This window comes from Priestia sp. JV24 (assembly GCF_025910025.1).
Lineage (GTDB): Bacteria > Bacillota > Bacilli > Bacillales > Bacillaceae_H > Priestia > Priestia megaterium.
Window position 1 is genome coordinate 1 of sequence record NZ_JAPCIN010000020.1, and the last position, 13,034, is coordinate 13,034.

Annotated in this window: 14 protein-coding genes and 3 pseudogenes; 7 read left to right on the plus strand and 10 right to left on the minus strand. The window is 33.2% G+C overall.

The features are described from left to right. Positions 1 to 327: 327 nt before the first annotated feature. Positions 328 to 528: a cold-inducible protein YdjO-related protein gene (locus tag OK414_RS14950; protein WP_034651224.1), complete on the plus strand. Its 201-nt coding sequence runs from the start codon at positions 328 to 330 to the stop codon at positions 526 to 528. 250 nt (positions 529 to 778) lie between these two features. Here the strand turns inward: OK414_RS14950 and OK414_RS14955 are convergent, their stop codons facing one another. From OK414_RS14955 to OK414_RS14965, 3 genes and pseudogenes are all read right to left on the minus strand, one after another. Further along, positions 779 to 979, minus strand: coding sequence for a cold-shock protein (locus OK414_RS14955; RefSeq protein ID WP_025751380.1), 201 nt, complete (start codon positions 977 to 979; stop codon positions 779 to 781). Positions 980 to 1,840: 861 nt separating this feature from the next. Continuing rightward, positions 1,841 to 2,715 (minus strand): annotated as a pseudogene (locus OK414_RS14960) (purine-cytosine permease family protein); the annotation flags it as partial. A 314-nt stretch (positions 2,716 to 3,029) separates the two neighbouring features. Next, positions 3,030 to 3,152, minus strand: coding sequence for a hypothetical protein (locus OK414_RS14965; RefSeq protein ID WP_256656519.1), 123 nt, complete (start codon positions 3,150 to 3,152; stop codon positions 3,030 to 3,032). Between the two features lie 267 nt (positions 3,153 to 3,419). On the opposite strand from OK414_RS14965, the gene OK414_RS14970 reads away from it, so the two are divergent. From OK414_RS14970 to OK414_RS14985, 4 genes are all read left to right on the plus strand, one after another. Continuing rightward, a complete protein-coding gene (locus OK414_RS14970) occupies positions 3,420 to 4,400 on the plus strand; it encodes an NADPH:quinone reductase (protein WP_034651221.1) in 981 nt (326 codons plus the stop codon). A gap of 157 nt (positions 4,401 to 4,557) precedes the next feature. Continuing rightward, complete coding sequence (locus tag OK414_RS14975; RefSeq protein ID WP_034651218.1) at positions 4,558 to 5,196, plus strand: MarC family protein; 639 nt, start codon at positions 4,558 to 4,560, stop codon at positions 5,194 to 5,196. A 310-nt stretch (positions 5,197 to 5,506) separates the two neighbouring features. Then, the gene (locus tag OK414_RS14980) at positions 5,507 to 5,881 is read left to right on the plus strand and encodes a DUF5412 family protein (RefSeq protein ID WP_205661422.1); all 375 of its coding nucleotides are present in this window, start codon (positions 5,507 to 5,509) and stop codon (positions 5,879 to 5,881) included. A gap of 124 nt (positions 5,882 to 6,005) precedes the next feature. Beyond that, positions 6,006 to 6,311 (plus strand): hypothetical protein, encoded by a 306-nt coding sequence (locus tag OK414_RS14985; protein WP_263045158.1) that lies wholly within the window; start codon positions 6,006 to 6,008, stop codon positions 6,309 to 6,311. 89 nt (positions 6,312 to 6,400) lie between these two features. Here the strand turns inward: OK414_RS14985 and OK414_RS14990 are convergent, their stop codons facing one another. After that, positions 6,401 to 6,673, minus strand: coding sequence for a hypothetical protein (locus tag OK414_RS14990; protein ID WP_205661424.1), 273 nt, complete (start codon positions 6,671 to 6,673; stop codon positions 6,401 to 6,403). A gap of 447 nt (positions 6,674 to 7,120) precedes the next feature. Here OK414_RS14990 and OK414_RS14995 point away from each other — a divergent pair, with 447 nt between their 5' ends. Further along, positions 7,121 to 7,351 carry an alpha/beta-type small acid-soluble spore protein gene (locus tag OK414_RS14995; protein WP_029325325.1) on the plus strand — a complete coding sequence of 77 codons (231 nt, stop codon included), beginning with the start codon at positions 7,121 to 7,123 and terminating at the stop codon, positions 7,349 to 7,351. A 683-nt stretch (positions 7,352 to 8,034) separates the two neighbouring features. Here the strand turns inward: OK414_RS14995 and OK414_RS15000 are convergent. Continuing rightward, the gene (locus tag OK414_RS15000) at positions 8,035 to 8,322 is read right to left on the minus strand and encodes a hypothetical protein (protein ID WP_098366386.1); all 288 of its coding nucleotides are present in this window, start codon (positions 8,320 to 8,322) and stop codon (positions 8,035 to 8,037) included. A gap of 437 nt (positions 8,323 to 8,759) precedes the next feature. Further along, the gene (locus tag OK414_RS15005; RefSeq protein WP_205661425.1) at positions 8,760 to 9,254 is read right to left on the minus strand and encodes a DinB family protein; all 495 of its coding nucleotides are present in this window, start codon (positions 9,252 to 9,254) and stop codon (positions 8,760 to 8,762) included. 399 nt (positions 9,255 to 9,653) lie between these two features. On the opposite strand from OK414_RS15005, the gene OK414_RS15010 reads away from it, so the two are divergent. Beyond that, positions 9,654 to 9,977, plus strand: coding sequence for a hypothetical protein (locus OK414_RS15010; protein WP_205661428.1), 324 nt, complete (start codon positions 9,654 to 9,656; stop codon positions 9,975 to 9,977). 387 nt (positions 9,978 to 10,364) lie between these two features. Here the strand turns inward: OK414_RS15010 and OK414_RS15015 are convergent. The 4 genes and pseudogenes from OK414_RS15015 to OK414_RS15030 form a co-directional block, all read right to left on the minus strand. Further along, positions 10,365 to 10,693, minus strand: a pseudogene (locus OK414_RS15015) (phosphoribosyl-ATP pyrophosphohydrolase). A gap of 239 nt (positions 10,694 to 10,932) precedes the next feature. Next, positions 10,933 to 11,404 (minus strand): annotated as a pseudogene (locus OK414_RS15020) (DinB family protein). 53 nt (positions 11,405 to 11,457) lie between these two features. Continuing rightward, on the minus strand, positions 11,458 to 12,627 hold the full coding sequence (locus OK414_RS15025; protein WP_034651209.1) for a cysteine desulfurase family protein: 1,170 nt from the start codon (positions 12,625 to 12,627) through the stop codon (positions 11,458 to 11,460). Positions 12,628 to 12,629: 2 nt separating this feature from the next. After that, on the minus strand, positions 12,630 to 13,034 hold the full coding sequence (locus tag OK414_RS15030; RefSeq protein WP_034651207.1) for an iron-sulfur cluster assembly scaffold protein: 405 nt from the start codon (positions 13,032 to 13,034) through the stop codon (positions 12,630 to 12,632).

Sequence of the window (13,034 nt, forward strand, 5' to 3'; positions counted from 1 at the left end):
CAACGTTGACGTTTGTCGCTTTGTTCAGTTTTCAAAGTTCAATGTTCAAATCATAAGTTGTCGTTTCAACGACGCTTAATAATAATAAAACATATCAAATGAAACGTCAATAGTTTTTCTAAAAAAACATTCTTTTTTATTTCCATTGTATTTTACACATCACGGTAACAACTATTCATTAAACATTAATTATTATATTTTAATATCCCCACTCCACTTTTTTCAAATGTGAAATTGATGCTAATAAAATATGAATGAAAGAAAAGATATAAAGTATCTATGCTCTCTTTATAAGGCATACTTATAAAGAGAGGAGTAGTGATTAGTATGTATTATAGTAAAAGAAATCAAGAACCTCCGGTTCAAGAAGAAACAGAAATTTGGGAATGTACAGTAGAAGAGTGTAAAGGCTGGATGAGAAAAGACTTCTCTTACGATAGTCATCAGAAATGTCCTTTGTGTAAAAGTCAGATGGAAGCTAAAAAACGCCTTATTGATAAAATCCCCCGTAATCCTCATAGAAGATAATGTACACCTATGCTTTTTAAAAGATTAAACACTACCTATACATAAAAAAGTCTTTGTTCATATTTGCTTTCTATTTCTATTGTATGTTATAACTAATTAACCTTGTATCGACCGTCTTGTCTAAAACCCAGGCTTTTTTTTAAGCCTGGGTTTTCTATTGAACTAATAGTAGATAAATCATGGTTTTCTAATTATAAGACCATAAAAAAAAGACTCCTTTATAAGGAGTCTTTTTCGTTATCACTTTTAATTATGCTTTATGAACGTTAGCAGCTTGTGCTCCACGTTGACCTTCTTCGATATCAAAAGTAACTTTTTGACCTTCTTCTAATGATTTGAAACCTTCACCTTGAATAGCACTGAAATGAACGAATACATCGTCTCCGCCTTCGATTTCAATGAAACCGAAACCTTTGTCTGCGTTAAACCATTTTACTGTACCTTGTGTCATAATGTTGCCTCCTGCTGTGGAATACTCCACAAATGTATTACCAATCTTGCCCAAACATACTATTTCAAGATAAAAACTTCTAATTAGGTTTTTTCTTTTCTCAATATACCGAACAAAAATAAGTTATCTGTAGTGTAACATATAGTAGGCTTTATAGCAAATAAGGAAAATATCCCCTTCAACAAGTTCTAACTATTCATCTTTCCCCTACCAAGACTTATGATAGGCATATGTAGCATAACTTATGAATGCTCGAGCACTTTGAACAAAATGAATATGTGTATATCTCCATTTATTATAGCTATTCATAATAATTCATTATTTAATCTTTGTTATAAATAAAGGGTGCATGTAATCCAAAAAACCCCTGTTAGCTTTACTGAATTATAAATAGGCTATTGGGATATTCTATTTAAGGAAGAAGGAAAACAAGTTATTGATTACAACTAATCATTACAAAGCTTCTTACATTTGGGATGAGGTGTCTATAGCAGGCATATTTCAGAAAACCTTATTGTAAATCGATGTATGTTTGAATCATAAGGGGATGGTAGTCATGAGCGTAGTAAGAATATATATAATGGGTAGACAATAACGTTCATTTATAACTATACAAATGAGGTGTTTGTCCCAGACCAAGAACGATTTCGTTCACATTGTATATTTTTTAGTTCAATGCTTAAATGAGGTGTTCCTTAAAGATCATATGCTGCATTAAAAGCTATTTTTTCCTTCTTCACATGACGGGATGCATAATCGTTTGCATCTCGTTTTTGTTACATAAAAAAAAGAATGTTTATTCTCTTTTCATGGGGTAAAGAAAGGCCTGTATCTGTTTAGATACAGGCCTTTCTTTCGAGTTCAGTTACCACAAACTTCTTTATTTAATTTTTGTTTCATCAGAAAATAATATAAGATCGCAGGAACTATTATTCCAATCAGCCAGGCAATATCTGCGCCACCAAATGCCTTTGCTATAGGACCAATGTAGAATGATGTGTTAACAAAAGGAATCTCTGCAACAATTGATACAGCAAATGCCATGCAAGTGATTCCATTTATTTTTCCGTATTGACCATTTACATCAAAGATATCTTTCACATTATATTGACCACGGGGCAATAAGTAGTAGTCCACAAGATTGATAGACGTCCAAGGAATCAAGAAATAGCTAATGAAAAAGATAAAATTTAAGAAAAATGATAGAAAATTACTTTGGCCTAATAAACATAGGATAGTACCTGCCAAAGTAACACAAAACATCATCCTTACTCTAACTTTTTGTGTTACTTTGAGCTTCCAAAAGGGCTCTATAGTTGTAATCGTTGACATAAAAGCACCATATAAATTAAAAACATTAATAGCTAGTTGACCAAAAATAATGATCAAATACATAAAGATAGCAAAACTTCCGAATAAGTGAGCTAAATTCCCACCAGAATTATCAAGGAAATTAGGAATAGCAATTGTTAGAGTTGCTTCTAAAATCATTCATCTATACAGTCCCTACAAATGTACCCAGGTAACTATACCAAAAGGTTTGTGCAGTTGATGTATTAGCAGGCAGATAGCGTGAATAGTCTGCTACGTATGGTGCATATGCTAATTGCCATGTTGCTACAATGCTGATAGCGAGTAAAAATACAGGTAAATATAAGCCATTTAATGAAAAACTTCCTGTCGGAAGTGGTAACCTGAAATATAATAATTGCTGCTAGATATACCACCTTGTAAGATATTTGTTGCTTGCACTCTAAGTCAAACTATATAATTCAACGTTTTTATACTTACTTATAGTAGGTGATGAATCATTCTTATAATTAACATGTGTTCCCTTGAATCATTTGATATAACAGCTATATAAGACTTCGCTACGTTTAATTAAGTAACAAATTTATTGTGCTCCTTTTATAAATTGCTGTTCATAAAAAAGGTGTTGCAATGGAGGGATAAACTTTTTTAATAAGAGGAACTGCAAGATTTTAGCGCCTAACTGCTTAGGTACCTTCTTATTTAATTTGATAATTTTTTTATACGGTCTCTTAGAGCATTAGTATATAATAACATAGATGCATCTTCTCTCAACAATTTCTTTAGGCCCGTCCAATACTACTTGAGGCATTGAAGTCGCTTTTCCTTCCCCGGCCTCCCAATCTAACTTATTTATTCTCATATCAAACTTCCTTTTATTTAATCAAAAACGTTCATAAAAGTGTGTCAACTTACGAAGACGTTCGTAAGTTGTTTTCAAACTAAAACGAACGATAAACATGATAATTACTTATATAAAAGAAAAGTCCGTAAAGGTATATTTTTACGGACGGTGTATTTGATTTTGTTTCAAAATGTCCAAATTTGTGAAAACTAGTAATTCAAACCTTGATATTACTGTAATTTCAAACCTTTCAATATATAATTAAGTAACAAGGAGGTTTGGAATATGAAATCAATTCAAGTCACACAGTTTGGTGGACCTGAGAAATTAGTATTTAAGGACGTTAAGGATGTAGTAGCAGAAAAGGGAGAAGTATGTGTTCGTTTGTATGCAGCAGGTGTCAATCCGAGTGATACTTACACATTAGCAGGTACATATGCGTTTAGTATACCTCAGTTGCCTTATACTCCAGGATTAGACGGTGCAGGAGTTGTGGAGTCGATTGGAGAAGAAGTTACAAATGTTCATGTCGGTGATCGTGTATTTATTGCGTCTTTAATGGGAAGTAAAAATACAGGAACCTTTGCCCAAAAAGTAGTATGTGATGCAACGTTGGTTCATCCATTACCATCCCATGTATCTTTTGAACAAGGTGCAGCATTAGGGGTACCCGCACTAACGGCCTATCGTGCGCTATTTCAACGTGCCTGCCTGAAGCCCGGTCAAACCGTGCTTATTCATGGAGCCAGTGGTGGAGTCGGATTACAGGTTGTACAAATGGCGAAATCTCACGGTGCAAAAGTGATTGGAACAGCAAGCAAGCCAGAGGGTAAAAAAATGGTTCAGCAAGCTGGTGCAGATTTTGTCACTGATCATGTGACAGAAGCAACGATTGAAGATGTGTTAGCCTTAATGGATGGCAATGGGCCTGATGTAATTATTGAGTTTTTAGCAAATAAGAATTTAGAAACAGATTTAAAGCTGATTGCACCATTCGGTAAGATTATAATTGTTGGAAACCGTGGTTCAATAGACATAAACCCACGCCTTGCCATGCAAAAAGAATGTGATATTTTAGCAACAGCTCTTTGGAATGCACCAAAGGATGAATATGAACAAAGTATTCATGGGGTAATTGGCATGCTAACAAGTGGTGCACTTCGTCCCATTATTGGTACAACTTTGCCACTCCAGCAAGTATCGCAGGGCTTTAAACAACTAGAAAAAGGTATAGGAAATGGTAAACTTGTTTTGATAATTGACTAATTAATCTACATAATTAAGGTATTCACTTAAATTAAATACTGCATTAGTCAACTAAGCAAATACTAGAAGGACCTTACAGGGTCCTTTTTTCTATTAAAAAGTGAAAATATAGAGGGATAGGTTAACGAAGTAAGCTAAATGGGTATGTACTATTAAGATGAAAGGAGTTTTTACAGTGTTAGCTTTAATTCTTAAACTTACTATCTCATTTTTTGCTGTTATGAATCCACTCGGAAACATACCTATTTTCATTACTCTTACGAATGATTATTCTATTCAAGAAAGACGTCATAGTGCAAGGAAGGCTGTCATTATCTCTTTTATTATTCTTACCCTATTTTTACTTTTAGGGAGTTTTATCTTTTCCGCCTTTGGGATCACCATACATGCTTTTCGTGTAGCAGGAGGAATCTTAATCTTTGGAATTGCCTATAGCTTGCTTCATGCTAAACCTTCTAATGCACAAAGTCCTCATTCGCATGAACAAAAAGCTGCAGCTTCCCAAAATGATATTTCCATTACCCCCCTTGCTCTGCCGATTATGGCTGGACCCGGAACAATTGCGACAGTCATGTCTCACAGTTCTTATTCGATAGCAAATCTAGGGAGTGTACTCATTAGTTACACCCTTATATTAGGAGTTACTTTTATCCTTTTCTATTATTCTACAGCTATTATCAAAAAGCTCGGACAGAATGGTTTAAATGTTATCTCAAGGTTAATGGGATTAATACTAGCAGTGATGGCTATACAAATGATTGCAGAAGGTGTTCACGGGTTATTTCCTCATCTGTAATCATTCAAAAAGACTATTCCTATAGGAACGAGCATATGTATAAAAAGTACGCTTTTTATACATTCTCGTTTCTTTCAACTCTCCACAGAACGTAGTCATATCAAGGATGTATAAAAAGTTGCATAAAATAGAAACACACTCTCGTTAGAACCCTTATTGCCACAAGGGTTCTTTCGCTTGCTTGGTTCCTTTAAGAGGTATTATGTAAACTGATTTTGTATATGATATTCATGATCTTTTAACTCAATTCTGATATATAATCAGATAGGAACAAAATTATAATTGAGTCCATCTGAATAGAGGTTAGAAATTGAAAAAACGATATATAGTGTGTTTGGCTGGATTAAGTTCTCTTCTAGTTATAGGGTTTGTTTGGTGGTTTCTTTTTGCGCCTAGTTATCTACGATTTGCTCCAAAGGGAGAATATATTTCTCAAAGTAAATCTCCTAACGGTGATTACATAGTAAAGATTTATCGTTCGAGTGGTGGAGCGACTACACCTTTTGCTATTAGAGGAGAAGTGACGTATACAAATAAAGCTTTTAATAAAAGGAAAAACATCTATTGGAATTACCCTCAGGAAACAGCCAAAGTTAAATGGGTAAATAACAAAACAGTTAACATTAGTGGTCATATATTAAACGTTACAACAGATACGTTTGATGCTAATGATGTAGATGATTAAATTCTATTCTTAAACAACAAAAGCTCTTATGAAAGAGCTTTTTGTTGTTTAAATACCTATAATGGACCTTATGTAAAGTAAGGAAATAGTATATAATTTTGGAAAACAAGTAAGGAGAAGCATCATGAGTTTCCCATATGCAGGTTTAGCACTACAAATTGTCTTTGTCCTATTCATTACAGTTTTTGATTCCTGGAGAGCATCTATAATCAATCATTATTCTGTATATCCACCAGCTTTATTTGAATTGTCTTTAGGTATACTAAGTACTCTACTAGGATTATATGGACTTATTAAAAGAGATAAAATTACCTTCTCCCTACTGGTGATGGGGTTTGGAGTACTTATATGTCTATTTTTCGTATTTATTTATCTATTACCAGAGGCAGGAATTCCGCCGGCTATTCCATGGTTATACTCTAAAAATTAAGATCATCAAGGACAAAAAGGTATGCTATATATGGCAGCCTTTTTTATATCCAGAGAACTGTGATTATGTTAACTTCTATGTCTTAGTAATTATATCTTCAACTTTTTATTTAAGAGCAATAAGAACTTTGCTTGAGATTTCTCATTACGAATCATTCTTTTAACACGAAAATTACTTTGTAAGTAAGCTCTGACTTCTCTATTTCCGGTAAGTAGTGAATAGTATTGGTTATTTTCATAAATCTTTTTAAACCATTCTTGTTTCCTTAGTAACCTAATATTACTATCAATTTTCCTTGTATCTAAAACACCCGTACTGAATCCTATCCCACCTGAAAGGAGATCAGATATAAAGTCAATCATTAATACATCTCACCTTATTTTATATTTATGGTCTATTATAACTTTATTTAGCTATTATTTATATTTCATTAGGTTTCCGATAATTTTCATTATGTTAATTAGCAATATAATCAAGAAAAAACACTGACGTTTTAGTATGTAGGAGTGTACGGCATTCTTTACCTAATTGACTATGTTCATTCATAGTGTTTAGGACAGTTAACGTTCTTTTTTTTAAGGAAAAAGGATTATAACGATATCGTTATAATCCTTTTCACACATGGCAAATATGAGTTTGAAATTGACAAGGAGATGAAAGGCAATGAATTTCTTTGTTTCTTAGTGAAATTCTTTTCTTTCAACAGGTTTATTATCGCTGAATATCTCCCTATTATCCATCCAATATTTACCTTGAATCGTTTTTGCGAACAAAAGGAAAGTTAAAAGCGTACAAGGAGGTGAATCAATATGTCAAACAACAACAGTGGTAGTCGTAATCAATTATTAGTACGTGGTGCTGAGCAAGCAATCGATCAATTGAAATATGAGATCGCTAGCGAATTTGGTGTAAACCTTGGTGCTGAAGCAACAGCTCGTGCTAATGGTTCAGTTGGTGGAGAAATCACAAAACGTCTTGTAGCTACAGCTCAACAACAATTAGCTGGCGGTGTCTCAGGACAATCTGGTACTTCTCGCTAATAAGCCATTAAAAATAGGAGAAAATAGAGTGCTTACTTTATTTTTATTCATTTAACATCGCTAGATAATTAAATAAGTCTTGATGGCTTTGGCTACCTACAAATGTAGGTAGCCTTCTTATTTTTAAGAAAATAGCTCTTGATAAAGTGTTTCTTTTTTATTTACTGCTTTCTTAGAATGCTTATTATGGTAACTAGTTTCGAATATCGTGTATAGTCTAAAAATAGGAAAAGACAACTCTTCTCAGTTCAGAGAGGTCGTCTTTTTCTATAAGTTGAATTCATGGTAGCCAGTCGTTGGACGATGCTCTATTGCATCTTGAGTAGTTTGCTCAAGTTGCTATTTATTATCCGTTTATAGTGGGAGAAGAATATAAATCAATTTCTTTTACTGGTTATTTGCACCAAAAGGTCGGTAAGAAAGATAACAGCAAAGGGAACAATGCAAACAATGAAGATCTCACGAAAGACCATATAAGCCTTATTATTCATTTATATTGAATCCACCTTTATATCTTTGAGTAAACTTTTTAGGGTTTCTTAAGTAGTAGAATGTTCGAATAAAGGGAAAATATTCATATCAAATAAAACAACAGGGTTAATCATGCTGATATTCTTAGCATTTACTTCTCATAATGGTGATATGATAGGTTATTTGTCTTGGATGGCATAAAAAAAGCCAGTTCATTGAACAAACTGTAACTTATTGTTCTTTATTGGATTAAAACTGTTGAGATAGACCTTTTCTTGAGCATACTGGAAATAATACCCTAGTTCATCTTGGTGGATTTTACGAGTAAAGAATCTTTCAAGTGTAGTGTTCTTGGCACAGCCAAAGAAGTAGTCCTCTGTATCAGTATAAAAGATGTCAATAGCGTAAATAGAAAAGTCATAAACATAGGGTAATCTGTACACAGCAAACTTACTAGTAATACCTTGCTCATACCTCTTGATGTGCTCTGTCTTTTTCATAACGTTTCAACTCCCTTGACTAAGGTTAACACTACTCTGGAGAGTAATTCCTTCTTTTTATATAAAATAAAAAGAAGGACAACAAACAATGAAGTTGTCCCCCAAAAGCAGAAAATGAACAAAACATGTTGCATATACAATGTGTTTTGTCATTAATCGATAGTATACCATGAGAACAATGTCCTATAACCTTTGATACACACATGTATAGGAAATGACATATATCGTAGTCCTACTGAAACATTGGTCATAAAAAGAGCAGATTCTGTATTTTGTAATCGACTCTACATTCGATAGAAACCTACTTTTTCTTTTACCTAGGTTTCATCATTCATTAAGTAAATATTAAAGTACTTCGTACATCATAATACATTCTACATAAAAAAAGGAGAACTTCATGCTCCATTTCATTCAGAGACATCAATTATCGACTTCGGTTAATCCTCTTCACCACTATTCTCTTTCCAACTTTTTTGTAGTTTCCGAATATAAATGATTTGACCAATGTGATATGCGTTATGAGTAGTTAAATTTCCAAGTACCTCCCACCACTTCACATGTTCAGAAAAACCATTTACATTTCTTTCGACTTTTTCTTCAGTTAATAACTCTTGCCATTGTAACAGTACTTTTAATAGTCGCTCTTTTAAATGATCAAATGTTTGATTTTCGACAATTATAAAGCTTTTATTATTATTTCCTATAGAAGGTACTGCATTGACATGAGACTTTTGATACCTAGTTTGCCATGTTTCATTCCAATAAAGTAGATGTTGCACAATCTCAGCTATACTATTACTGTCCTTGTTAGGCTTCCAAAAAGCTTCTTCTTCCGACAAGTTTTCAATCGAAGCTGAAAATGGCTGGTACCAGCTAGGGTCATTAGCATTTGCTGACAGTTGATCGGCTAAAACATCCTTCGCGTGAAACATGATTTCCATCCCCTTTATAAAAAATTTCCGATCTATTCATAGGAAAAATCAAAATTATGTAAAGATGCCTTGTTGAAAATGTCATAAATCTATTTTCTTTCCACTGACATACATTCTCTTATATATAGTTATTTTCCTTTTTCATTCAACCACTACTCTTCATTTGGTAAACAAATAAAAACTATACATTTTTACATTAGAAGAAAATATTTTTGTTTATTTAAAGGGCTTTTTGGTTCCTGTAAGTACATTATGGTAACTAAGATTATATATACATTTGACGAAAATTGGGTTCAAAACTTAGGTACATATTGAGCATATCTGATACATTTAAGATTGTTGTAAATAATAATATCCATGTTATTACAGTAATATTAAGATAGGAGATTTTAAACAGTAATGAAGTACGATGAATACGAACTGCTTGAGTTATTTGAAGATGAACCTGTAGTAATGGTCGATGAACAGACTGGTATGTTTATGTATAGTAAAGATGACGATCATGGCTTTCATTTGTTATTGGTGATGTTGGTACATGAAAGTCAATGTAGTGTAAGCTTAGGTTATAAACATTTTAAGGGATTAATCTTTGATTTTGAATTAGAAGATATTAGCGAAATTAAAGGTGAGAATAATCGCTTAACAATTCTCGGAAATGACGGTAACAGAGAAGTAGAAATTAGTTTCAAGCCCCACTTTTCGTTAAAAACTGTAAAATTGTAGTTTTAACTAAACCTTTGCTGCCTATACGTTTTATGGTAACTACAAACGTATACTTTTCGGACAAGATATTTAAATCTATTATAGAGTGTTAAAGCAATTATTATCGTTAACAAAATAAAAAGCCACCCAGTATTTGCAGGACAGGTGGCTTTTTACCATTAAAATGCATGTGCAGAAACATAATAACATGTTTTCTCCATATATACTATATTTTTCCGTGCGATTATATATATAAAACGTGTACTTTTTACACATCAAATCCTTATCCACTTATCTAAGGAACCCCCGTTATATCTATGGTGTATAAAAGCTGAATAAAAGAGAAACAAGGACCTCATCATAACCATAATCAGTAGGTTTTTTTCTTACGTAACTAGAAATTAGTTTTTAATCTTTCTTATGGACTTCAACTAAGAATAATCTTTTATCAAAGGCACCTTTTTTATCCTTTTTAGATTGTCTAACTGTCTCTAACTCTTTAATGGAAAACCCATGACACTGTGCTAGTCCATAAATTACTTCTAATAAATCCGCAAGTTCTTCTATAACTTCTTTGGAATTAGAAGCTGCTAAATACTCCTTTAACTCTTCCTCTCCTTTTTTTGAAGTTCTTTTAAATAATCATGCTCTGTTAAAACTTCTACTAAACATTCCTCTCCAGATTCTTGGATAATTTCAGGGATACGATCTCTGACTAGCTTATTGTAAATTATCATCTACTTCATCTCCTTTATAATTAAACTCTATTTAGTGTATGGTCACAGCCAAATCCAAAAGTAATTACTAAATTTAGCCTCTAAATTTTATCAAATTTGCATCATAGATGACCTGTAACATTTCTATATAAAAACTCTCTAAACAAAAAAACAAGCCTTTGAAAACAAATGCTTGTTTTTTATTTAGAGCTTAGTAATATGCATGGCTAGAGGATGCCTTTAATCTGTACCTAAACTGATTATTGTTTTACACTTTCATATTCAACAACGCGTTTCATTGCTTGGATATGGCCTAAATGATTGGATTCATGTAGAACGGCCAGGCCTGCTAGCTCCCCAAAAATTTCAAATCCCATAAATGGTTTTTGAAGAGTTTCCTTTAATTGTTCACTTGGAATTTGCTGAAGACGAATGGACTGATCCTTAAGCTGGCTAATCAATTCTTCTAAGCTTGGCACCTTACCTTTCCAGTCAGCCGGTTTCGTACCATTTCCAAATAATTCGACATAGTTTATCGGAAGGTAAATGGTCTTTTCCGGAAATCCAAACATTAATTGCTCAGTGAATGTTAATACGTGGCCAATATGCCAATGAATTGTATTGTTAAAGCCATCTGGCTGAACACTCGCTACTTCTGTGGAAATAGCTTCTACGTTTCTAATAAAAAAAATCTTTTGCAACTTTAAATTGCTTAAATACTAATTCATCCATGTAGTCCCACTACCTTTCAACCACTATTTTTAGACTTTTTTATTCTTATATAGCTATATAGACATTTGATATTTAGGGGAGAAAGAACGCAATCTCATCACGGATTGTTTTAAATGTCTAACTAACTGATTTATTTCATCCTCTGTAGTTAACGCACCTATACTTATACGAATTGAGCTTCTGATCTCTTCATCTGTTTTTCCAATTGCTTTTAATACATGTGAAAGTTTAGATGAAGTAGAGCTGCATGCAGAAGCAATAGATACACAAAATCCTAATTCATTTAACATACTGGCTAAGGATTCTCCTCTAATACCAGAAATTTGAATGTTTATCGTGGAAGGAACACTCGCATGTATATCTCCGTTTATTAAACACTCCTCAATTTCTGTATGGAGATTAGTTAAGAATAAGTTACGTAGGTACTCTATCTTTGTAAGATTGAAGTATAGATCTTCTTGAACTATTTTTGCAGCAATCCCAAAACCGACAATACCTGCTACATTTTCTGTTCCAGAGCGCATACCAAATTCTTGAGACCCTCCAAGGATAAGAGGAGGAATATTCACACCTTCACGTAAATATAAACAGCCTACTCCCTTAGGTCCATAAATCTTATGCGCTGACATCGATAAACTGTCAATTGGAAGTTCCTTTAAATTAACAGGTATTTTCCCAACTGCCTGTACTGCGTCGCAATGGAAATGAATATTGTGCTTTTTACACAGATTACCTATTTCTTTTATAGGCTGTATAGATCCAATTTCATTATTTACCATCATGACTGTAACAAGAACTGTTTGGCTAGTTATAGCTCTTTCGATATCATTAACATCCACAATACCAGCCGGATTGACAGGTATTGTGGTAATTTGAAATCCATGATGCTTTCTTAAGTAATCACACGTTTTTAAGATAGCTGGATGTTCAATTGAACTTGTAATAATATGCTTCTTCTTTGAACTTTTTGCTGCAATGCCTTTTAATATAGTGGAATTCGCCTCAGATCCACCACTTGTAAAAAATACATTACCATCCTCAACACTGATAAGATTAGCTATATCTTTACGTGCCATTTCAATGGCCTCTTTAGTACGATATCCTATAGAATAAGTGCTCGACGGATTCCCAAAATGATTTTGAAGATATGGTAACATACCTTCTAATACTCTTGGATCAATAGGAGTAGTGGCATTATAGTCAAAATAAATAGGTGTATGCATTGTTAAAATGCACCTTCCCCTTCTATCAGAAACTCTTTCTGTTCAAATTTCTTTTTTGTTGGATTTGCACACTGATTTAGAATATTTAAAGCAATATCCACACAGTGAAGCTGTGAAGGTTCTAACTCACCTAACCATTCAACAACGTTATTTCGTGTAATAGACGAAATTTCAGCTTTAGACATACCAACTATTTTTTCTGAAACAATACTTGCTGTAGCAATAGACGTAGAACATCCATAAGCTCTATAAGCCACATCGGAGATAACCTCTTGGTTTAACCTTAAATACATGTGTACTGTATCACCACAAATAGGATTACTGATTTCAATCACATAGTCCGCATCTGTAAGTTCACCAATATTCCTAGGATTCATAAAATGATCACAGATTATATCATTGAACAT